3 protein-coding genes (1 of these 3 only partly in view) are annotated in these 25,005 nt (G+C 75.8%); all 3 read left to right on the top strand.

Going from position 1 to position 25,005, the window contains the following annotated elements; all coding sequences use genetic code 11:
- Positions 1 to 4: 4 nt before the first annotated feature.
- Tightly spaced (each overlapping or abutting the next), the 3 genes in view from GNZ18_RS09510 to GNZ18_RS09520 form a layout consistent with a single transcriptional unit that may run on beyond the window.
- Positions 5 to 10,837, top strand: coding sequence for a non-ribosomal peptide synthetase (locus GNZ18_RS09510; RefSeq protein WP_216651219.1), 10,833 nt, complete (start codon positions 5 to 7; stop codon positions 10,835 to 10,837).
- Positions 10,834 to 23,415 (top strand): non-ribosomal peptide synthetase, encoded by a 12,582-nt coding sequence (locus GNZ18_RS43070; RefSeq protein WP_156215883.1) that lies wholly within the window; start codon positions 10,834 to 10,836, stop codon positions 23,413 to 23,415. Before GNZ18_RS09510 ends, GNZ18_RS43070 begins: the two co-directional genes overlap by 4 nt.
- On the top strand, positions 23,415 to 25,005 hold the start of the coding sequence (locus GNZ18_RS09520; RefSeq protein ID WP_156215884.1) for a non-ribosomal peptide synthetase. The gene runs 8,606 nt beyond the window's last position; the window shows 1,591 of its 10,197 coding nt (coding positions 1–1,591); its start codon is at positions 23,415 to 23,417; its stop codon lies off the right edge, out of view. The genes GNZ18_RS43070 and GNZ18_RS09520 overlap by 1 nt, the downstream gene beginning before the upstream one ends.

Below are 25,005 nucleotides of genomic sequence, written 5' to 3' on the forward strand. Positions count from 1 at the left end.
ACCGGTGACCCGTCGAGCACGCAATATCGAGGACATCCTCCCGCTGTCCCCCCTCCAGGAGGGGCTGCTGTTCCACAACGTCTACGACGAGCAGGCGCCGGACGTCTACAGCACCCAGCTCGCGGTGGAGTTCGAGGGGCGCTTCGACGCGGCCGCCATGCGGGAGGCCGCGTCGGCGCTGCTGCGCCGCCACGCGAACCTGCGCGCCGGGTTCCGGCACGAGGGCCTCAGCCGCGCCGTCCAGGTGATCATGCGCGAGGTCGAGCTGCCCTGGCGGGAGGTCGACCTGTCGGGCCTCGACGAGGACGGACGCCGCGCCGAGCTGGCCCGGATCGAAGAGGAGGACCGCTGGCGCCGCTTCGACCTGCGCACGCCGCCGCTGCTGCGGTTCACGCTCGCCGGGCTCGGCGGCGACCGGCACCGGCTGGTCCTCACCAGCCACCACATCCTGTGGGACGGCTGGTCCACCGCGATCTTCCTGCGCGAGCTGCTCGCCCTCTACACCGGCGGCGGGGACGCGCTGCCGAAGGTCCGCCCCTACCGCGACTACCTGGCCTGGCTCGCCGCGCGTGACGCGGACGCGGCCAAGGCCGCCTGGAACAAGGCGCTCGACGGCCTGGAGGAGCCGACGCTGCTCGCCGGGCCGAACGCCGCGACGGACACGAGCGCGCCGGACCACCTGGAGTTCACGCTCCCCGCCCCGGCCGTCACCGCGCTGACCGAGGCGGCCCGCGCCGCCGGGGTGACCGTCAACACCGCCGTCCAGGTCGCCTACGCGCTGGTCGTCGGCGCGCTCACCGGGCGCCGCGACATCGTCGTCGGCGTCACGGTGTCGGGCCGGTCGCCGGAGCTGCCCGGCGTCGAGTCGATGGTCGGGCTGTTCATCAACACGCTCCCGCTCCGCGTGCGGACGAGCCCCGGCGAGCCCGTGGGCGGGCTGCTGGCGCGGGTGCAGCGGGAGCAGGCGGCGCTGCTCGCCCACCAGCACCTCAGCCTCCACGAGATCCAGCGGCAGGCGGGCCTCGGCGCGCTGTTCGACGCGTCGATGGTGTTCGAGAACTACCCGCTGGACAGCGCCGAGCTGAGCGGCATGGCCGCCGCCGGGGGAGCGCGGGTGCTGGACGTCGAGCACCGCGACGACACCCACTACCCGCTCGGGATGCTCGTGACCCCGGGCGAGGAGTACCGGTTCCGGCTCGACCACCGTTGCGAGACCGTCGGCGCCGCCGCCGCGCGGGGCGTCGCCGACCGGCTCGTCCGGCTGCTGGAGGTCTTCGCCGCCGCCCCCGGGACCCCGGTCGGGCGGCTCGACCTGCTCACCCCGTCCGAGCGGGCGGCGCTGGACGGCTGGAACGACACCGCGCGCGACGTGCCGTCCGGCCACCTCCCCGCGCTGTTCGAGCGGCAGGCCGCCGCGACCCCGGACGCCGTCGCGGTCGTGTCCGGTACGACCGAGCTGACCTACGCCGACCTCAACGCGCGCGCGAACCGGCTCGCGCGGCTGCTGGTCGAGCGCGGCGCCCGGCCCGAGACGCGCGTCGCCGTCCGCGCGCCACGCTCGGTGGGGCAGGCCGTGGCGCTGCTCGCGGTGCTGAAGTCGGGCGCCGCGTACCTGCCGGTCGATCCCGGGTACCCGGCCGACCGCGTCGCGTTCATGCTGGAGGACGCCGCGCCGCTGCTCATGCTCGGCACCGGCGAGCCGCACCCGGGCATCGACTTCCTGTCCCTGGACGACCCCGCCCTGACCGGCGACGGCCTCACCGGGTACGCCGGGGACGACGTCACCGACGCCGACCGCCTCGCGCCGCTCGACGTCGCCGGCCCCGCCTACGTCATCTACACCTCGGGCTCCACGGGGCGCCCCAAGGGCGTCGTGGTCACCCATCGGGGCATCGCGAGCCTGGCCGCCGGGCAGATCGAGCGGTTCGGCGTCCGCCCCGGCGACCGGGTGCTCCAGTTCGCGTCGCCGAGCTTCGACGCCGCCGTCTCCGAGGTGTGCATGGCGCTGCTCGCGGGCGCCCGCGTCGTCCTCGAACCCGCCGAGCGGCTGCTGCCCGGGACCGCGCTGATCGACACGCTCGCCGCGCACGCGGTGACGCATGTGACGCTGCCGCCGTCCGCGCTCGCCGTCCTGCCCGAGGACGCGCTGCCGCCGGACACCGTGCTGGTCGTGGCGGGCGAGGCGTGCCCGGCCGACCTCGTGGCCCGCTGGGCGCCCGGCCGCCGGATGATCAACGCGTACGGGCCGACGGAGTCGACCGTCTGCGCGACGATGAGCGGGCCGTTGCGGGGCCCCGGTGCCCCGCCGATCGGCCGTCCCATCGTCAACACGCGCGTGTTCGTGCTGGACGAGGGGCTGCGTCCGGTGGCGCCGGGCGTCGCCGGTGAGCTGTACATCGCGGGCGCGGGCCTGGCGCGCGGCTACCTGAACCGCGCGGCGCTGTCGGCCGAGCGGTTCGTGGCCTGCCCGTTCGGGGCGTCCGGCGAGCGGATGTACCGGACGGGCGACCTGGCGCGCTGGACGTCCGCCGGCGAGCTGGAGTTCCTCGGCCGCGCCGACCAGCAGGTGAAGCTGCGCGGGTTCCGGATCGAGCCGGGCGAGATCGAGGCGGCGCTGGCCTCCCACCCCGGGGTCGAGCGCGCCGCCGTGCTCGTCCGCGAGGACCGCCTCGTCGCGTACGTGGTCCCGTCCGCGCCCGACGGGCTGCGCGACCACCTGGCGGCGACGCTGCCGGACTACATGGTCCCGTCGGTCTTCGTGGCGCTGGACGACCTGCCGCTGACCCCCAACGGCAAGCTCGACCGCCGCGCCCTGCCCGCCCCCGAACTCGGCGCGGACGCGCGCGGACGCCGCCCCCGCACGCCCCACGAGGAGATCCTCTGCGGGATCTTCGCCGACGTCCTCGGCGTCGCGCACGTCTCCCTCGACGACGACTTCTTCGCGCTGGGCGGCCACTCGCTGCTGGCGACGCGGCTGGTCAGCCGGGTGCGGTCGGTGCTGGGCGTGGAACTGGAGGTCCGCGAGGTGTTCCGGTCGCCGACGGTCGCGGGCCTGTCGAGCGTGCTGACCTCGGCGAGCGGCGCCCGCGCGGGCGTCGCGGCCGTCGCTCGTCCGGAGCGGGTGCCGCTGTCGTTCGCGCAGCGCCGCCTGTGGTTCCTGCACCAGATGGAAGGGCCGAGCCCGACCTACAACCTGCCCGTGGCCGTCCGGCTGGAGGGCGACCTCGACCGCGCGGCGCTGAAGGCGGCGCTGACCGACGTCGTCGCCCGGCATGAAGTACTCCGGACGGTCTTCGCCGAGGACGGCGAGGGCGCCTACCAGGTGATCCTCCCCGCCGACTCGGAGCAGGCCCGGCCGCGGCTGACCGTCCTGGACGATCCGGCCGTGTTCGAGGCCGCCGCGAGGCACGGGTTCGACCTCGCGAACGAGATCCCGATGCGCGCGTGGCTGCTGGAGGAAGGGCCGGCCCCTCGTGGGGGGACGACCCCCCACACCCCCCGGAACAGCCCGAACGAGCACGTCCTGCTGCTGCTCGTCCACCACATCGCGGGGGACGGGTGGTCGCTGCCCGTCCTCGCCCGCGACGTCGCCACCGCCTACGCGGCGCGCGCCGCCGGGACGGCGCCGCGGTGGACGCCGCTGCCCGTCCAGTACGCCGACTACACGCTCTGGCAGCACGAGGCGCTCGGGACCGAGGACGACCCCGAGAGCATCCAGGCGCGGCAGCTCGACCACTGGAAGCGGGCGCTCGCCGGGCTGCCCGAGGAGCTGGACCTGCCGACCGACCGGCCGCGTCCGGCGGTCGCGTCCCATCGCGGCGGGACGGTCGCGTTCGAGGTCCCCGCCGAGGTGCACGCGCGGCTGGCGGGCCTGGCCCGCGAGACCCAGTCCAGCATGTTCATGGTCGTGCGGGCGGCGCTCGCCGCGCTGCTGTCGCGGCTCGGCGCGGGCACCGACATCCCGCTCGGCACGCCGATCGCGGGACGCGACGACCGCGCCCTGGAGGGCCTCGTCGGGTTCTTCGTCAACACGCTCGTGCTGCGGACGGACCTGTCCGGCGACCCCGCCTTCCGTGACCTGGTGACCCGCGTCCGCGAGGGCGACCTCGCCGCCTACGCCAACCAGGACGTGCCGTTCGAGCGGCTGGTCGAGGTGCTGAACCCGGCCCGGTCCATGGCCCGGCACCCGCTGTTCCAGGTGGCCGTGACCGTCGACCCCGGGTCGGCGCCCGCCGCGCTCGACGGCTGCCCCGGGCTGGAGCTGTCGGTCGCGCCCCGCGAGTCCGGCGCGGCGAAGTTCGACCTGCTGTTCGCGCTGGTCGAGCGGCACGACGTCACGGGCGCCCCGATCGGGCTGCGCGGTGAGGTCGAGTACGCCGCCGAGCTGTACGACGCGGAGACCGTCGCCGCGATGGCCGGACGGCTCGTCCGCCTGCTGGGCGCCGCCGCCGAGGACCCCGCCGCGCCCGTCGGGAGCCTGGACATCCTCGACGAGGCCGAGCGGGAGGCCGCGACCGCGCCGTGGGAGCGGCTCGACACGGCCGACACACTCGTCGGCCTGTTCGAGACCCGGGCCGCCCAGGCCCCGGACGCCGTCGCCGTGTCGGCGCCGGGCCACGACGCCCTCACCTACGGGGAGCTGAACGCGCGCGCCAACCGCCTCGCCCGGCACCTGGTCGGGCGCGGCGCGGGCCCGGAGCGCTTCGTCGCCGTCGCGCTGCCCCGCACGCCCGACCTGGTCGTCGCGCTGCTGGCGGTGCTGAAGTCGGGCGCGGCCTACATCCCGATCGACCCCGGCTACCCGGCCGCGCGCATCGCGTTCATGCTCGACGACGCGGCGCCCGAACTGGTGATCACCAGCGGCGGCACCGAGACGGACGTGCCGCGCGTCCTCGTCGACGATCCCGCGCTCGCCGCCCACGACCCCGCCGACCTCACCGGCGTCGCGCGCGACCCCGACCACCCGGCCTACGTCATCTACACCTCCGGGTCGACGGGCCGTCCGAAGGGCGTGCCGGTCACCCACCGCAACGTGGTGCGGCTGATGGCCGCCACCGACGGCGACTTCGGGTTCGGCCCGGACGACGCCTGGACGCTCTTCCACTCCTACGCCTTCGACTTCTCGGTCTGGGAGCTGTGGGGCGCGCTCGCCCACGGCGGGAGGCTCGTCGTCGTCCCGCAGTCGGTGACCCGCGCGCCCGAGGAGTTCCTCGACCTGCTGGCCCGCGAGCGCGTCACGGTGCTGAACCAGACGCCGTCGGCGTTCTACCAGCTCATCTCCGCCGACGCGGCCGAGGGCGCCGGCCTGCCCGCGCTGCGGTACGTGGTGTTCGGCGGGGAGGCGCTCGACCCGTCCCGGCTCTCGGGCTGGTACGCGCGGCACGGCGAGCGCACCCGCCTGGTGAACATGTACGGGATCACCGAGACGACCGTCCACGTCACCTACCGGCCGCTGGACGCCGCGTCCGCCGGGCGGTCCCGCAGCCTGATCGGCCGCCCGCTCCGCGACCTCGCCGCCTACGTGCTGGACGCGGCGCTCCAGCCGGTCCCGCCGGGCGTCGCCGGGGAGCTGTACGTCGCGGGCGGCGGCCTGGCGCGCGGCTACCTGAACCGGCTCGGCCTGACGGCGGAGCGGTTCGTCGCCGACCCCTACGGCCCCGCCGGGACGCGGATGTACCGCACCGGCGACGTCGCCCGCTGGACGGCGGACGGCGAGCTGGAGTACCTCGGCCGCGCCGACGACCAGGTGAAGATCCGCGGGTTCCGGATCGAGCTGGGCGAGGTCGAGTCCGCGCTGGTCGGCTGCCCCGGGGTCGGCGAGGCCGCCGTGGTCGTCCGCGACGACGCGCACGGCGACCTCCGCATGGACGCCTACCTCGTCCCGGACGGAGCGGCGGAGGGCCTGGTGGAGGCGGTCCGCGAGCGGCTCGCCGCCGACCTGCCCGGCTACATGGTCCCCGCCGCGTTCGTCGTGCTGGACGCGCTGCCGCTGACCGCCAACGGCAAGCTCGACCGGCGGGCGCTGCCCGTCCCCGAGCGCGCCGCGCGGCCCGCCGGGCGCGCCCCGCGCACCCCGCGCGAGGAGGCGCTCTGCGCGATCTACGCCGACGTGCTCGGCGTCCCCGAGGTCGGCATCGACGACGACTTCTTCGAGCTGGGCGGGCACTCGCTGCTCGCCACGCGCCTGGCGGGGCGGATCCGCTCCGCGCTCGGCGTCGACCTGCCCGTCCGGCGCCTGTTCGAGGCGCCCCGGATCGCGGACCTGGTCGACCTGCTCGAACCGGCCGCACCCGCCACCGGAACGCTCGCCGCCGGGCCGCGTCCCGACCGGATCCCGCTGTCGTTCGCGCAGCGGCGGCTGTGGTTCCTCGACCGGTTCGAGGGCCCGAGCCCGACCTACAACCTGCCCGCCGCGCTCCGCCTCACCGGCGGGCTGGACGCGGCGGCGCTCCAGGCCGCCCTGCACGACCTGGTCGCGCGGCACGAGGTGCTCCGCACGGTGATCGCCGACGAGGACGGCACCCCCTACCAGCGGGTCCTGGACGAGGCGCGCCCCGAGCTGGTCCGCGTCCGCACCAGCGAGGGGCGGCTGCCCGGCGAGCTGAGCGCCGCCGCGCGGCACGCGTTCGACATCGGCGCCGAGATCCCGCTGCGCGCCTGGCTGTTCGAGCTGGGCGGCGACCGGCACGTGCTGCTGCTGCTCGTCCACCACATCGCGGGGGACGGCTGGTCGCTGCCCGTCCTCGCCCGCGACCTCGCCGCCGCCTACACCGCGCGCCGCGCCGGCGCGGCCCCGGGCTGGGAGCCGCTGCCGGTCCAGTACGCCGACTACACGCTCTGGCAGCGCGACACCCTCGGCTCCGAGGACGACCCGGGCAGCGTCGTCTCCCGCCAGCTCGCCTACTGGGAGGACGCGCTCGCGGGCCTGCCCGAGGAGCTGGAGCTGCCGACCGACCGGCCGCGTCCCGCGACCGCGTCGCAGCGCGGCGACACGATCGCCTTCGACGTCCCGGCCGACGTCCACGCCCGCCTCGCGGGCCTCGCGCGGCGACACCGGGCCAGCACGTTCATGGTCGTGCAGGCCGCGCTGGGCCTGCTGCTGACCCGGCTCGGCGCGGGCACCGACGTCCCGATCGGCACGCCCGTCGCCGGACGCGGCGACCGCGCGCTCGAAGACCTCGCGGGGTTCTTCGTCAACACGCTCGTGCTGCGCACCGACACCTCGGGGGACCCGACGTTCGCCGAGCTGGTCGAGCGCGTCCGGGAACGGAACCTGGAGGTCTACACCCACCAGGACGTCCCGTTCGAGCGGCTGGTGGAGCTACTCAACCCGGCCCGCTCCACCGCCCGGCACCCGCTGTTCCAGGTCGTGCTGGCCTTCGACAACGACGGGACGGGCGGCGCCCCCGAGCGGTTCGGCGACCTCGCCGCCGAGCGGGAGCCCACCGACCTCGACGTCGCCAAGTTCGACCTGGTGTTCTCCTTCAGCGAGGGGCCGGGCGGGCTCGCGGGGTCCGTGCAGTTCGCGACCGACCTGTACGACGCGGCGACGGCCGGGTCGATGGCGGCCCGGCTGGTCGCGCTGCTGGCGGCGGCCGTGCGGGACCCCTCCGCGCCGGTCGGGACGCTGGACGTGCTGACCCCGGCCGAGCGCGAGAAGGCGCTCGTGACCTGGAACGACACCGCCACGCCCGTCCCGGCGGCGACGCTGCCCGAGCTGCTGGAGGCCCGGGTCGCGTCGGCGCCCGATGACCTGGCGGTCATCTCCGCGTCCGGGACGCTGACCTACGCGGAGCTGAACGCGCGGGCGAACCGGGTCGCGCGGCGGCTGATCGGGCTCGGCGTCGGGCCCGAGCGGATCGTCGCGCTCGTCCTGCCCCGCTCGGTCGAGCAGGTCGTGACCGCGCTCGCCGCGGTCAAGGCGGGCGGCGCGTACCTGCCGGTCGACCCCGCCTACCCGGCCGACCGGATCGCGTTCATGCTGGAGGACTCCGCGCCCGCGCTGGTCGTCGCGGACCGCGACGTCCCGTCCGGCGCCGCCCCGGTTCTGCGCCCGGAGGAGCTTGATGTCCCCGGTGACGAAACCGACGTCACCGACGCCGAGCGGCTCGCGCCGCTGCGGGCCGCGCACCCCGCCTACGTCATCTACACCTCCGGGTCGACGGGACGTCCGAAGGGCGTCGTGCTCTCGCACGCGGGCATCCCGAGCCTCACCGCCGCCGAGGCGGACACGCTCGGCGCGGGGCCGGGCGACCGCGTCCTCCAGTTCGCCTCGCCGAGCTTCGACGCGTCGGTGATGGAGCTGCTGATGGCGCTCCCGAACGGCGCCGCGCTCGTGATCGCGCCCGACGGACCGGTCGTCGGCGACGACCTCGCCGACGTGCTGGCCACCCACGGGGTGACGCACGCGCTGATCCCGCCGACCGTGCTCGGCAGCGTCCCCGCCACCGACCTGCCCGACTTCCGCGTGCTGGTGGTCGGCGGCGAGGCGTGCTCGGCCGAGCTGGTCGCCCGCTGGTCCGCCGGCCGGACGATGATCAACGCCTACGGCCCGACCGAGGTCACGGTCGCCGCGACGATGAGCGGCCGGCTGACCGGTGAGGGCCTGCCGCCGATCGGCCGCCCGATCGCCAACACCCGCCTCTACGTACTGGACGAGGGGCTGCGGCCCGTCCCGCCCGGCGTCCCCGGCGAGCTGTACGTCGCGGGGCCCGGCCTGGCGCGCGGCTACCTGAACCGGCCGGGCCTGACGGCGGAGCGGTTCGTCGCCGACCCGTTCGGCGGCCCCGGCGCGCGCATGTACCGGACGGGCGACCTCGTCCGCCACCGCCCCGACGGCACGCTCGACTACGCCGGACGCGCCGACGACCAGGTCAAGATCCGGGGCCTGCGGATCGAGACCGGCGAGATCGAGACCGCGCTCGCCGCGCACCCCGCCGTCGCCCAGTGCGCCGTGCTCGCCCGCGAGGGGCGCCTCGTCGCCTACGTCGTCCCGGGCGTCCCGGCCGACGAGCTGCGCGAGCACCTCGGGCGGACGCTGCCCGACTACATGGTGCCCGCCGCGTTCGTCCCGCTGGAGGCGCTGCCGCGCACCGCGAACGGCAAGCTCGACCGGCGCGCGCTGCCCGCGCCCCCGCCGCCCGAGCGGACGGCCGCCGCCGAGCCCGGCACGCCCCGCGAGGAGCTGCTGTGCGGGCTGTTCGCCGAGGTGCTGGGGCTGGAGCGGGTCGGCGTCGACCAGGGGTTCTTCGACCTCGGCGGCGACAGCATCTCCTCGATCCAGCTCGTCAGCCGGGCGCGCCGGGCCGGGCTGGTGATGTCGCCCAGGGACGTCTTCGAGCACAAGACCGTCGCCGCGCTCGCGCGGACCGTCACCACGGCGGACGGCGCCGGGGGCGAGGCGCCCGGCGCGGGCGTCGGCCCGCTGCCCGCCACCCCGATCATGCGCTGGCTCGCCCGGCGCGGCGGGCCCATCGACGGGTTCCACCAGTCGATGGTGCTGCGGACGCCCGCCGGGCTCCGGCACGAGCACCTCCTCGCCGCCGTGCAGGCGCTGCTCGACCACCACGACGTCCTGCGCCTGCGCCTCGGCGCCGACGGCGACCCCGTCATCGAGGGGCCGGGCGCGGTCAAGGCCGCCGACTGCCTGCGCCGCGTCGAGGCCACGACGGCCGGCACCGAGGCGATGCGGCCGCACGCGCTCGCCGCCCGCGACCGGCTCGACCCGGGCTCGGGCGTCGTCGTCCAGGCGGTCTGGTTCGACCAGGGTCCCGACGTGCAGGGGCGGCTGCTGCTGACCGTGCACCACCTCGCCGTGGACGGCGTCTCCTGGCGGATCCTCGGCCCCGACCTCGCCGAGGCGTGCCGGGCCGCCGCGAACGGGGACGTCCCGGCGCTGGAGCCGGTCGGCACGTCGTTCCGCACGTGGGCGCGCCGGCTGGCCGAGGCCGCGCTGGAGCCGTCGCGGGCCGCCGAGGCCGCGCTGTGGAGGCGCGTGCTGGAGCCGCCCGCGCCGCCGCTCGGCGACCGCCCGCTCGACCCGGAACGCGACACCCACGCGACCGCCGGGCACCTGTCGCTGACGCTGCCCGCCGACGTCACCGAGGCCGTGCTCACCCGCGTCCCGGCCACCTACAACGCGGGCGTCAACGACGTCCTGCTGACCGCGTTCGCGCTCGCCATGCCCGGCGGGCCGGACGGGGTGCTCCTCGACCTGGAGGGCCACGGGCGGCAGGAGCAGGTGGCGGGCGCCGACCTGTCCCGCACCGCGGGATGGTTCACCAGCATGTACCCGGTGCGGCTGGACCCCGGCGGCACCGACCCGGACGCGGCGCTCAAACGGATCAAGGAGCGCCTCCGGGAGATCCCCGACCAGGGGATCGGCTACGGGATGCTGCGCTACCTCAACCCCGGCACGGCCGAGGCCCTCGCCGGCCTGCCCGAGCCGCCCGTGGGGTTCAACTACCTCGGCCGGTTCGCGGTCGGCGCGGAGGAGACCGACTGGTCGGTGGTGCCGGAGGCGGCCGGGCTCGCGCCCGCCGAGGACGGCGCCGCGCCCCTCGCGCACGTCGTGGAGGTCAACGCGCTCACCCAGGACGGCGCGCACGGCCCCGAGCTGGTCGCCGGCTGGACGTGGGCGACCGGGGTGATCGGCGAGGCCCGCGTCCGCGCGATGGCCGAGGGCTGGTTCGCCGCCCTGCGGAGCCTGGCCGAGGCGGCGGCGCGGTCGGGCGCGGGCGGGCTGACGCCGTCCGACGTGGTGCTGGACACCATCAGCCAGAGCGAGATCGAAGAGTTCGAAGAGAGTCTGGAAGCCGAGTGGGGGACGTGGGAGTGAGTCAGCAGCAGCGGATCATCGAGGACATCCTGCCCCTCTCCCCGTTGCAGGAGGGGCTGCTGTTCCACAGCTTCTACGACGAGGACGCCACCGACGTCTACACCGTCCAGCTCTCCTTCGACCTGACCGGCGAGCTGGACGTCGAGACCGCCAAGGACGCGGCGCGCAGGCTGCTGGAGCGGCACGCGACGCTGCGGGTCGCGTTCCGGCAGCGCAAGTCGGGCGAGTGGGCGCAGCTCGTCGCGCGCAAGGTCGCGCTGCCCTGGACCGACGTGGACCTGTCCGGCCTGCCCGCCGCCGAGCGCGACGCCGAGGCCGAGCGGCTCGCCGCCGACGACCGCGCGAAGCGCTTCGACATCTCCCGCCCGCCGCTGGTGCGGTTCACGATGCTGAGGCTGGAGGACGAGCGGCACCGGCTGATGGTCTCCATCCACCACACCGTCATGGACGGCTGGTCGCTGCCGATCGTGATCCGCGAGCTGCTGGCGTTCTACCTCGGGCGTGGCGACACGCTGCCGCCCGTCCGCCCCTACCGGGACTACCTGCGCTGGCTGACCGCGCAGGACACCGCCGCCGCCGAGAACGTGTGGCGGCAGGCCCTCGCCGGGCTGGAGGGCCCGACGCTCGCCGCCTCGCCCGGCCCCGGCTACGCGCCCGTCACCCCCGAGCGGCTGGAGTTCGGGCTGTCCGAGCGCGCGTCGGCCGCGCTGTCGGAGCGGGCCCGCGCCCTCGGGCTGACGCTGAACACCCTCGTGCAGGGCGCCTGGGCGATCGTGCTGAGCCGGATGACCGGGCGCTCCGACGTCGTGTTCGGCGCGACGGTGTCGGGCCGCCCGCCGGAGGTGCCCGGCGTCGAGTCGATGGTCGGGCTGTTCATCAACACGCTGCCGCAGCGGCTGCGGCTGGAGGAGTCCGAGACGCTGCCGCAGATGCTGATGCGGCTCCAGAAGGAGCAGCACCCGCTGCGCGACCACCCCTACCTGGGCCTCGCCGACATCCAGCGCGCGTCCGGGCACGGCGAGCTGTTCGACACCTCGGTGGTCTTCGAGAACTTCCCGCTCGAACGCTTCGAGGCCGCGAGCGAGCAGGCCGAGGACGGCCCGCGCTTCGCCAGCCCGAAGGCCGTGTCCGCCAACCACTTCGCGCTGAGCCTGTGCGCGCTGCCGCAGGAGGCGCTGCGCTTCCGGCTGTTCTACCAGCCGGAGCTGTTCGACCGCGCGCAGGCCGAGGCCGTCGCCGACCGGGTGCTGCGCGTCCTGGACACGATGGTCGCCGAGCCGAACCTGCGGGTCGGCGCCGTCGACGTCCTCGCGCCGGACGAGCGGGCGCGGCTGCTGCGTCCGGCCGAGCGCGAGGAGGAGACCGGCGCGACGCTGGTCGAGCTGTTCCAGGAGCAGGCCGCCCGCACGCCGGACGCGCCCGCGCTGACGGCCGGGGACACGACGCTCACCTACGCGGAGCTGAACGCCCGCGCCAACCGCCTCGCCCGGCGGCTGGTCGGGCTGGGCGCCGGGCCGGAGCGGTTCGTCGCGCTGGCCATGCCGCGCTCCGCCGACCTGGTCGTGGCGATGCTCGCGACCGTCAAGGCCGGTGCCGCGTACCTGCCGGTCGACCCGGCCTACCCGTCCGACCGCATCGGCTACATGCTCGCGGACGCCGCGCCCGCGCTGGTGCTCACCACCCGTGAACCGGCCGCCGAGCTGCCGCCGGTGGACGCGCCCGTCCTGCACGCCGAGGACCTGATCACCGATGACGGCGACGCCGCCGACCTCAGCGAGGCCGACCGGGAAGCACCGCCCTCCGACCGGCACCCCGCCTACCTGATCTACACCTCGGGCTCGACCGGCCGTCCCAAGGGCGTCGTGGTCGAGCACCGGTCCGTCGGCGCGTACCTGCGGCGGGCCCGCGACACCTACCCGAGCACGCGGGAGTCGGCGCTGGTCCACTCGCCGGTCGCGTTCGACCTGACCGTGACCGCGCTGTACACGCCGCTCGTCGGCGGCGGCCACGTCCACCTCGCCGAGCTGGACGAGAACGCCCCGGCCGGGACGGCGTTCATGAAGGCCACCCCGAGCCACCTGACGATCCTCGGCTCGCTGCCCGACGAGATCTCCCCGACCGGGACGCTGATCCTCGGCGGCGAGGCGCTGTCGGGCGAGGTGCTGGAGGGCTGGCGGTCCCGGCACCCCGGCGCCACCGTCTACAACGCCTACGGGCCGACCGAGGCGACCGTGAACTGCCTCGACCACCGGCTCGACCCGGGCGCCCCGACCCCGGACGGCGCGGTCCCGATCGGGCGGCCGTTCTCCTACGTCCGCGCCTACGTGCTGGACGCCGGGCTGCGGCCCGTCCCGCCCGGCGTCGCGGGCGAGCTGTACATCGGCGGCGCCGCCCTCGCGCGCGGCTACCTGAACCGGGCGGCGCTGACCGCCGAGCGGTTCACCGCCGACCCCTACGGCCCGCCCGGCGCCCGCATGTACCGGACCGGCGACCTCGCCCGCGTCCGCGTGGACGGCGACCTGGAGTTCGCCGGACGCGCCGACCACCAGGTCAAGGTGCGCGGCCACCGGATCGAGCCCGGCGAGATCGAGGCGGCGCTCGCCGCGCACCCCGGCGTCGCGCGCGCCGTCGTGGTCGTCCGCGAGGACGAGCCCGGCGACCCGCGCCTGGCCGCCTACGTCGTGCCCGCCGGGGACGCCCGCCCCGACGCGGCGGAGCTGCGCGAGCACGCGGCCCGGTCGCTGCCCGAGCCGATGGTCCCCTCGGCGGTCGTCACGCTCGACGAGCTGCCGCTGACCCCGAACGGCAAGCTCGACCGCGCGGCGCTGCCCGCCCCCGAGGACGACGCGCCCCGCGCCACCGGACGTCCCCCGCGCACCCCGCAGGAGGAGATCCTGTGCGGGCTGTTCGCCGACGTGCTCGGCCTCGCCCGGATCGGCGTGGACGACGACTTCTTCGAGGTCGGCGGGCACTCGCTGCTGGCGATCCGGCTGGTCAGCCGCGTCCGCTCGACGCTGAACGTCGAGCTGGCGATCCGCCAGGTGTTCGAGACGCCGACGGTGGCGTCGCTGGCGGCGGCCATCGGCGGTGTCGACGGCGGCGGCCGCGAGCCGCTGACCCGGGCCGAGCGTCCCGAGCGGGTGCCGCTGTCGTTCGCGCAGCGGCGGCTGTGGTTCCTCAACCAGCTCGACGGCCCCAGCCCGACCTACAACATCCCGGCGGCGCTCCGCCTCGGCGGGCCGCTGGACCACGCGGCGTTCCGCGCCGCGCTCGCCGACGTCACCGACCGGCACGAGAGCCTCCGGACGGTCTTCGCCGAGGACGCCGACGGCCCCCGCCAGGTGATCCTCCCCGCCGGTTCCGGCCCGGAGCCCGTCATCGAGGACGTCCCGGAGGAGCGCCTCCAGGAGCGGCTCGGCGAGGCCGTCCGCTCCGGGTTCGACCTGTCGGCGGAGCCGCCGCTGCGCGTGTGGCTGCTGCGCACGGCCCCCGACGAACACGTACTGCTGTTCGTCGTCCACCACATCGCGGGTGACGGCTGGTCGATGCCGCTGCTCGTCCGCGACCTGACCCTCGCCTACGAGGCGCGGGTCGCGGGCCGCCTGCCGAACTGGGCGCCGCTGCCGGTGCAGTACGCCGACTACGCGCTCTGGCAGCGCCGCGTCCTCGGCTCCGAGGACGACCCCGACAGCCCCATCTCCCGGCAGCTCGCGTTCTGGGAGGAGTCCCTCGCCGGGCTGCCCGAGGAGCTGGCGCTGCCGTTCGACCGGCCGCGCCCGGCCGTCTCGTCCCACGAGGGCGGCACGGTCTCCTTCGACGTCCCCGGCGACCTGCACCGCGCGCTGCTCGGCCTCGCCCGGGAGAGCCAGGCCAGCCTGTTCATGGTGGTGCGCGCCGCGCTCGCGACGCTGCTGTCGCGCATGGGCGCCGGGACGGACGTGCCGATCGGCACGCCCATCGCGGGCCGCACCGACGAGGCCGTCGAGGACCTCGTCGGGTTCTTCCTCAACAACCTGGTGCTGCGCGCGGACCTGTCGGGCGACCCGACGTTCCGCGAGCTGGTCGCGCGGGTCCGCGAGAACGACCTCGCCGCCTACGCCAACCAGGACGTCCCGTTCGAGCGCATGGTCGAGGTGCTCAACCCGGCGCGCTCGATGTCGCGGCACCCGCTCTACCAGGTCGCGCTCGCCTTCAACAACAACGACTGGCGCTCGGCGTCGGACTCGGTCGCGCGGCTCGCCGGGCTGACCGTCACCGGCAACCCGGTCGGCACCGGCATCGCCCGGTTCGACCTGTCGCTGGCCGTCGAGGAGCGGCACGCCGAGGACGGCGCGCCCGACGGCCTGTCGGCCGCGCTCGTCTACAGCACCGACCTGTTCGACCGGGAGACCGTCGAGGCGCTCGCGCGGCGCTTCGTCCAGGTGCTCGCGGCGGTGACCGCCGACCCGGGCCTGAAGGTGGGCCGTGTCGACGTGCTCACCCCCGACGAGCGCCACCGCCTCCTGCCCGCGCCCCTCCCGGTGCCGGACGACGACTCCGTCGTGGCGCCGTCGGTCGTGACGATGTTCGAGGAGCAGGTCCGCCGCACCCCGGACGCGCCCGCCGTCATGGACGCGTCGGTCACGCTCACCTACGCCGAGCTGAACGCCCTCGCCAACCGGCTCGCCCGCCTCCTCGCCGACCGCGGCGCCGGGCCGGAGCGGTTCGTGGCCTTGGCCATGCGGCGCTCGGTGGGCCTCGTCGTCGCGCAGCTCGCGGTGATGAAGGCCGGGGCCGCGTACCTGCCGGTCGACCCCGGCTATCCGGCCGACCGGGTCGCGTTCATGCTGGAGGACGCGCGCCCCGGGCTGGTGATCACCACCGGCGAGGACGCCCCGGCCGGGGTCGAGGTGCTGCGCCTCGACACCCCCGGGACCACCGCGCTGCTCGACGCGCTGGCCGACACCGACCTCGGGCGGGACGTCCCGCCCGGCCAGGCCGCCTACACGATCTACACCTCCGGCTCGACCGGCCGCCCCAAGGGCGTCGTCGTCGAGCACCGGGCGCTCGGCGCCTACCTGCGCCGCGCCCGCGACGCCTACCCGAGCGCGGCGGGCACCGTGCTCGTCCACTCGCCGGTCGCGTTCGACATGACGGTCGCGGCCGTCTACACCCCGCTCGTCGGCGGCGGCCTCGCCCGCCTCGCCGAGCTGGACGAGGACGCCGCGGCCGGCCCGCGCCCCACGTTCATGAAGGCCACGCCGAGCCACCTGACGATCCTCGGCGCGCTGCCCGACACCGCCGGGCCGTCCGGCACGCTGGTGCTCGGCGGCGAGGCGCTGATCGGCGAGGCGCTGGCGGACTGGCGCGCCCGCAACCCAGGCGTCGCGGTCGTCAACGCCTACGGGCCGACCGAGGCGACCGTCAACTGCCTTGAGCACCGGATCGAGCCGGGCGCGCCGGTCCCGGCCGGGCCCGTCCCGATCGGCCGCCCGTTCGAGAACGTCCGCGCCTACGTCCTGGACGCGGCGCTGCGCCCGGTGCCGCCCGGCGTGCGCGGCGAGCTGTACGTCGCGGGCGCGTCGCTGGCGCGCGGCTACCTGAACCGGCCCGGCCTGTCGGCGGAGCGGTTCGTCGCCGACCCGTTCGGCGCGCCCGGCACCCGCATGTACCGCACCGGCGACCTCGCGCGGTTCCGCGCCGACGGGGACATCGATTTCCTCGGCCGCGCCGACGACCAGGTCCAGCTCCGCGGCTTCCGCATCGAGCTCGGCGAGATCGAGGCCGCGCTGACCGGGCACCCGGACGTGGCCCGCGCCGCCGCCGTCGTCCGCGAGCCCGAGCACGGCGACCAGCGCCTCGTCGGCTACGTCGTGCCCGCCTCCGGCGCGCGGCTCGACCCGGCGGCGGTGCGCGCGCACGCCGCCGCGTTCCTGCCCGACTACATGACGCCCGCCGTCGTCGCCGCGGTCGCCGACCTGCCGCTGAACGCGAGCGGCAAGCTCGACCGCGCCGCGCTGCCCGCCCCCGAGGACCTCGCGGGCGAGGCGGGGCGGCGGCCGCGCAGCCCGCGCGAGGAGATCCTGTGCGGGCTGTTCGCCGACGTCCTCGGCGTCCCGCAGGTCGGCCCCGACGACGACTTCTTCGCGCTCGGCGGGCACTCGCTGCTGGCGATCCGGCTGGTCAGCCGCGTCCGGAAGGCGTTCGGCGGGGATCTCGCGATCCGCCAGGTGTTCCAGACGCCGACGGTGTCCGGCCTCGCCGCCGCGCTGGACGGCGCGGGCGAGGACCGGCCGCGCCTGGTCGCCGGGCCGCGCCCGGACCGCGTCCCGCTCTCCTACGCGCAGCGGCGGCTGTGGTTCCTCGGCAAGCTGGAGGGGCCGAGCCCCGCCTACAACATCCCGGCGGCGCTGCGGCTGACCGGCGACCTGGACCGCGACGCGCTGTTCGCCGCGCTCGACGACGTCGCCGTCCGGCACGAGAGCCTCCGGACCGTCTTCGCCGAGGACGACGACGGCCCCTACCAGAAGGTGCTGTCGCCCGAGCGGGCCCGGCTCCGCCCGGTCGTCCGGAAGGTCACCGAGGACGAGCTGGACGACGCGCTCGGACGCGCCGCCCGGCACCCCTTCGACCTCGCCGCCGAGATCCCCGCGCGGGTGTGGCTGTTCGAGCTCGGCCCGCGGGAGCACGTGCTGCTCGTCCTCGTGCACCACATCTCCAGCGACGGCTGGTCGATGCCGCTGCTGGCCCGCGACCTGACCACCGCGTTCGCGGCCCGCCGCGCCGGCGCCGCGCCGGTGTGGACGCCGCTGCCCGTCCAGTACGCCGACTACACCCTCTGGCAGGGCGAGAGCCTCGGCTCCGAGACCGACCCCGGCAGCCCGATCTCCCGGCAGCTCGCCTTCTGGGGCGAGAACCTCGCCGGGATCCCCGAGGAGCTGGCGCTGCCCGCCGACCGGCCGCGCCCCGCCGAGGCGTCCCACCGGGGCGGCCGGGTGCGCTTCGACGTCCCCGCCGAGGTGCACGCCCGGCTCGCCGCGCTCGCCAGGGAGCGCAACGCCAGCGTGTTCATGGTCGTGCACGCCGCCGTCGCGGCGCTGCTCACCAGGATGGGCGCGGGCACCGACCTGCCGATCGGCGCGCCCGTCGCCGGACGCGCCGACGAGGCCCTCGACGACCTCGTCGGGTTCTTCGTCAACACGCTCGTGCTGCGCACCGACACGGCGGGCGACCCGAGCTTCGCCGACCTCCTCGACCGCGTCCGCGAGGCCGACCTGGCCGCCTACGCGCACCAGGACGTCCCGTTCGAGCGGCTCGTGGAGGTGCTCAACCCCGTCCGGTCGATGGCGCGGCACCCGCTGTTCCAGGTCATGCTGGCCTTCAACAACAACGACCAGAGCGCCGCGCCGCAGGGCGCCACCGAGCTGCCCCGGCTGAGCATCGCCGGGACGCCGGTCGGCGCGGGCGTGGCCCGCTTCGACCTGATGTTCGCGCTGGTCGACCTGCACGACGAGGCCGGGGCCCCGGCCGGGCTGACCGGCGCCGTGGAGTACAGCGCCGACCTGTTCGAGCACGGCACGGCCGAGGCGCTCACCGGCCGCCTGCTGCGGCTGCTCGCCGCCGTCGCGGACGACCCGTCCCGCCGGATCGGCGACCTCGACGTGCTGGCCGAGGACGAGCGGCGCCGCGTCCTGCTCGACTGGAACGACACCGCCGGCGCGGTGCCCGCCGGTTCGCCCGCCGGCTCGCTCGCCGGGCTGGTCGAGCGGCACGCCGCCGCCACCCCGGACGCCGTCGCCGTCGAGGACGGCGACTCCTCGCTGACCTACGCCGAGCTGGACGCGCGCGCCGACCGGCTCGCGCACCTGCTGATCGGACGCGGCGCCGGGCCGGAGCGCTTCGTCGCGGTCGCGCTGCCGCGCTCGCCGGAGCTGGCCGTCGCGCTGCTCGCGGTGCTGAAGGCCGGCGCCGCGTACCTGCCGGTCGATCCCGGGTACCCGGCCGACCGGATCGCGTTCATGCTGGAGGACGCCGCGCCCGCGCTGGTCGTGACGTCCGGGGACGTGCCGCTGCCCGGCACCGCCGCGCCCGTCCTGCGGCTGGACGAGCAGGACCTCGCGGCCTACCCGGCCACCGCGCCCGAGGGCGTGTCGCGGGCGCCCGGGCACCCGGCGTATGTGATCTACACGTCCGGGTCCACGGGGCGCCCGAAGGGCATCGTCATGCCCGCCGGTTCGCTGCTGAACCTGCTGGCCTGGCACGGCGGCGCGGTGCCCGCCGGGACGACCGCGCAGTTCACGGCCGTGAGCTTCGACGTCTCCGTGCAGGAGATCCTCGGCACGCTGGCGGGCGGCGGGCGCCTGGTCGTCTGCCCCGAGGACACCCGCCGCAGCCCCGAGGACCTGGCCGCCTGGATCCGCGACCGGCGGATCGAGGAGCTGTTCGCGCCGAACCTCGTCATCGACGCGCTCGCCGAGGTGGGCGAGGCCCTGCCGACGCTGGCGCACATCGCGCAGGCGGGCGAGGCGCTCACGCTCAACGCGCCGCTGCGCGAGCTGTTCGCGCGGGCGCCGGGCCGCAGGCTGCACAACCACTACGGCCCCGCCGAGACCCACGTGGTCACCGCGACCACTCTGCCCGAGGACCCGGCGGACTGGCCGTCCACCCCGCCGATCGGCCGCCCCATCGCCAACACGCGCGTCTACGTGCTGGACGAGGGGCTGCGTCCGGTGGCGCCGGGCGTCACGGGTGAGCTGTACATCGCGGGCGCGTCGCTGGCGCGCGGCTACCTGAACCGTCCGGGGCTGTCGGCCGAGCGGTTCGTCGCGTGCCCGTTCGGCGGTGCCGGTGAGCGCATGTACCGGACGGGCGACCTCGCCCGCTGGAACGCCGAAGGCGAGCTGGAGTACCTCGGCCGCGCCGACCAGCAGGTCAAGCTGCGCGGGTTCCGGATCGAGCCGGGCGAGATCGAGAACGTCCTCGCCGCGCACCCGGGGGTCGCGCGGGCGGCGGTGCTCGTCCACGAGCAGCGGCTCGTCGCGTACGTGGTGCCGTCCGCGCCGGAGGGGCTGCGCGACCACCTGGCGGCGACGCTGCCGGACTACATGGTCCCGTCGGTCTTCGTGGCGCTGGACGAGCTGCCGCTGACCCCCAACGGCAAGCTCGACCGGGCCGCGCTGCCCGTCCCCGGCCCGGCCGGCTCCCGCGACGGGCGCCGTCCGCGCTCCCCGCAGGAGGAGATCCTCTGCGGCGTCTTCGCCGAACTGCTCGGCGTGCCCGCCGTCTCCGTCGACGACGACTTCTTCGCGCTGGGCGGCCACTCGCTGCTGGCGACGCGGCTGGTCAGCCGGGTGCGGTCGGTGCTGGGCGTGGAACTGGAGGTCCGGGAGGTGTTCCGGTCGCCGACGGTCGCGGGGCTGTCCGCCGTGCTGGCGTCGGCCGGTGGCGCCCGTGCGGGTGTGTCGGCCGTGGAGCGTCCGGAGCGGGTGCCGCTGTCGTTCGCGCAGCGCCGCCTGTGGTTCCTGCACCAGATGGAGGGCCCGAGCCCGACCTACAACCTGCCCGTCGCCGTCCGGCTGGAGGGCGACCTCGACCGCGCGGCGCTGAAGGCGGCGCTGACCGACGTCGTCGGCCGCCACGAGGTGCTCCGGACGGTCTTCGCCGAGGACGCCGAGGGCGCCTACCAGGTGATCCTCCCGAGCGGCACGGCCCCGGAACTGACCGTCCTGGACGACCTCGCCGAACTCGACGAGGCGGCCCGCCACGGGTTCGACCTCGCGGCCGAGATCCCGTTCCGCGCGTGGCTGTGCGAGGCGGCGCCCGGCGAGAACGTCCTGCTCCTGCTCGTCCACCACATCGCGGGGGACGGCTGGTCCATGCGGCTGCTGTCGCGCGACCTGACCGCCGCCTACACGGCCCGCCGCGCCGGGACGGAGCCGGACTGGGCGCCGCTGCCCGTCCAGTACGCCGACTACACGCTCTGGCAGCACGACCTGCTCGGGGAGGACGACGCGCTCGTCTCCCGGCAGCTCGACCACTGGCGGACGGCCCTCGCCGGGCTCCCGGAGGAACTGGCGGTCCCCACCGACCGGCCGCGTCCGGCGGCGGCGTCCTACCGGGGCGGGGCGATCCCGTTCGACGTCCCCGCCGGCGTCCACGCGCGGCTGACCGACCTCGCCCGCGACGACCGGGCCAGCGTGTTCATGGTCGTGCAGGCGGCGCTGTCGGTGCTGCTGAACCGGCTCGGCGCGGGCGAGGACGTCCCGATCGGCACGCCGGTCGCGGGCCGCACCGACGCGGCCGTCGAGGACCTGATCGGGTTCTTCGTGAACACGCTCGTGCTGCGCGGCGACCTGTCCGGCGACCCGACGTTCCGCGAGCTGGTCCGCCGGACGCGGGAGGTCGACCTCGCCGCCTACGCCAACCAGGACGTGCCGTTCGAGCGCCTCGTCGAGGAGCTGAACCCGGCGCGGTCCACGGCCCGGCACCCGCTGTTCCAGACCATGCTGACCTGGAGCAGCGACGCCCAGGCGGAGGAGGACGCGCTCTCCGGGCTGTCCGCCGCCCGCGAGGGCACCCGGACCGGCGCCGCCAAGGTCGACCTGTCGTTCAGCCTGGAGGAGCGCTTCGACGCCTCCGGCAAGCCGATGGGCCTCGCTGGAGCGTGCGTCTACAGCACCGACCTGTTCGACCGGGCGTCCGCCGAGACGCTGGTGGAGCGGTTCCGGCGCGTCCTGGTCGCGGTCGCCGAGACCCCCGAGCTGCGCGTGTCGGACGTCGACGTCCTCGACGCGGCCGAGCGCGAGCGGGTCGTGTCGGGCTGGAACGCCACGGCGGCGGCCGTCCCGCCCGGCTCGGTGCCCGCCTGGTTCGAGGAGCGCGTCACCGACGCCCCCGGCGAGACGGCGCTGGTGTGCGGCGGCGAGGAGCTGTCCTACGCCGACCTCGACGCCCGGGTCGACGCGCTGGCCCGGGTCCTGGCCGGACGCGGCGTCGGCCCCGGCGACCTGGTCGCGGTGGCGCTGCCGCGCTCGGTCGAGCTGGTGGTGGCGCTGCTCGCGGTGATGCGGTCCGGGGCGGCGTTCGTCCCGCTCGACACCGCCTACCCCGCCGACCGGATCGCGTTCATGGTCCGGGACGCGGCGCCGGTGCTGGCCCTGGTCGGCGCCCGGACCCGCGACGCGGTGCCCGGCGTCCCGGCGCTGGTGGTCGGCGAGGCCCCCGAGGCGCCCGAGGTCGCGCTGCCCGAGGTGGCCGACCTGGACCCGGCCTACGTGATCTACACCTCCGGGTCGACCGGCCGTCCCAAGGGCGTGGTGGTCCCGCACCGGGCGCTGGCGAACTTCCTGTCCTCGATGCGGGACCGCCTCGGCCTGGACGCGGGCGACCGGCTCCTCGCGGTCACGACCGTCGGGTTCGACATCGCGGGCCTGGAGTTGTTCCTGCCGCTGGTCACGGGTGCGGGCGTCGTGCTGGCGACCGGCGACCAGGCCGCCGACCCCGCCGAGCTGACCGCGCTGGTCGCCCGCCACCACGTGACGGCGTTGCAGGCGACGCCGGGGCTGTGGCGTGCGCTGGTCGAGCACGACGCGGCGGCGTTCGCCGCCGTCCGGGTGCTGGTCGGCGGCGAGGCGCTGCCGCCCGACCTCGCCGGTGAGCTGGCGAAGGCCGGACGCTCGGTGACGAACCTGTACGGGCCCACCGAGACGACGATCTGGTCCACGGCCGCCGACGTGACGTCCCCGGACGCGCGGATCGGCCGTCCGATCGGCAACACGCGGGTCTACGTCCTGGACGCGGGCCTGTCGCCGGTCGCCCCCGGCGTCGCGGGCGAGCTGTACATCGCGGGCGACGGGCTGGCGCGCGGCTACCTGAACCGTCCGGCGCTGTCGGCGGAGCGGTTCGTGGCCTGCCCGTTCGGCGCCGAGGGGGAGCGGATGTACCGCACCGGCGACCTCGTCCGCTGGACGGCCGGGGGCGAGCTGGAGTACCTCGGCCGCGTCGACCACCAGGTCAAGATCCGCGGGTTCCGGATCGAGCTGGGCGAGATCGAGTCGGTCCTCGCCGGGCACCCCGGGGTGTCGCGGGTCGTGGTGGTCGCCCGGGACGACGGCGCGGGCACCGCCCGCCTCGTCGCCTACCTCGTCCCCTCGGACGGCCCCGTGGACGTGCAGGACCTCCGCCGCCACCTCGGCGGCACACTCCCCGCCTACATGGTGCCGTCGGCGTTCGTCGAGCTGGACGGGCTGCCGCTCACCCCCAACGGAAAGATCGACCGCAAGGCGCTGCCCGAACCGGAACTCGGCACCGCCGGGCAGGGCCGCGCGCCCCGCACCGAGCGCGAGGAGATCCTCTGCGGGCTGGTCGCCGACATCCTCGGCCTGCCCAAGGTCTCCATCGACGACGACTTCTTCGTACTCGGCGGACACTCCCTGCTCGCACTGCGGCTGGTGAGCCGGATCCGCTCCACATTGGGCCAGGAGATCAGCGTTCGCGGCTTCTTCGAGGCCCCGACCGTGGCCGGGCTCGCGGGACGGCTCGACCGTCCCGCCAAGGCCCGTCCGGCACTCCGGCGGATGCCCAGGAACAAGGAGAGCTGATGATCCCCCTTTCCTACGCCCAGGAGCGGCTCTGGTTCCTCCATCAGTTGGAGGGGCCCAGCCCGCTGTACAACCTCCCGACCGCGATGCGGCTGACCGGCGCCCTGGACCGCGCCGCGCTCCGGGCCGCCCTCGGCGACCTCGCCGAACGGCACGAGAGCCTGCGGACCCTCGTCGCCGACAAGGGCGAGGGCCCCGAACAGGTCATCCTGGACGGCGTCCAGCCGGAACTGGCCGAGGTCCGCAGCACGCCCGACCGGATCGACGCCGACCTCGGCCGGGCCGCCCGGCACGGCTTCGACCTCACGGCGGAGATCCCGCTGCGCGCGACGCTGTTCGAGACCGGGCCGGGCGAGCACGTGCTGCTCGTCCTCGTGCACCACATCGCCGGGGACGGCTGGTCCATGCCGCTGCTGGCCCGCGACCTGATGACCGCGTACGCGGCCCGGCTGTCGGGCGGCGCGCCCGGCTGGGAGCCGCTGCCGGTGCAGTACGCCGACTACACGCTCTGGCAGCGGGAGGTCCTCGGATCCCCCGACGACCCCGAGAGCGAGATCTCCGGGCAGCTCGCCTTCTGGACGCGGGCGCTCGCCGGGCTCCCCGAGGAACTCGACCTGCCCTACGACCGCCCGCGCCCGGCCGAGCCGTCCCACCGGGGCGACGTGCTCGCCTTCCAGGTCCCGGCCGAGGTGCACGTCCGGCTGCACGACCTGGCGCGCGAGCGGCGCTCCAGCGTCTACATGGTCGTGCAGGCCGCGCTCGCGGTGCTGCTCAACCGGCTCGGCGGAGGCGAGGACGTCCCGATCGGCACGCCCGTCGCGGGCCGCACCGACGAGGCCATGGAGGACCTCGTCGGCCTGTTCGTCAACACGCTCGTCATGCGCACCGACCTCTCGGGCGACCCCGCGTTCCTGGACCTCCTCGACCGCGTCCGCGACTACAGCCTGGACGCCTACGCCAACCAGGAGACCCCGTTCGAGCGGCTCGTCGAGGAGCTGAACCCGACCCGCTCCATGGGCCGGCACCCGCTGTTCCAGACGATGCTGACCTGGAACAACAACGACCGCTCGGCCGCCGAGAACGCCGCGTCCCGGCTCGGCGGGCTCACCGTCGCCGCGCACGCCGCCGAGACCGGCACCGCGCGCTTCGACCTGTCGTTCAGCCTGGAGGAGCGCTTCGACGCCTCCGGCAAGCCCCTCGGGCTCGCGGGTGCCTGCGTGTACAGCACCGACCTGTTCGAGCGGTCGTCCGCCGAGACGCTGGTCGAGCGGTTCCGCCGCGTCCTCGCGGCGGTCGCCGAGGCGCCCGAACTCCGCGTGTCGAAGATCGACGTCCTGGGCGCGGCTGAGCGCGAGCGGGTTGTGTCGGCCTGGAACGCGACGGCTTTGGATGTTGCGCCCGGTTCGGTGCCGTCCTTGTTGGCGGGACGCGGCGATGGTGTGGCGTTGGTGTGCGATGGCGTGGAGCTGTCGTATGCGGAGTTGAACGCGCGGGTGGACGCGCTGGCTCGTGTCCTGGTGGGTCGGGGTGTGGGTGCTGGCGACCTGGTGGCGGTGGCGTTGCCGCGTTCGGTGGAGTTGGTCGTCGGGT

Source organism: Actinomadura litoris (assembly GCF_009733595.1).
GTDB classification, from domain to species: domain Bacteria; phylum Actinomycetota; class Actinomycetes; order Streptosporangiales; family Streptosporangiaceae; genus Spirillospora; species Spirillospora litoris.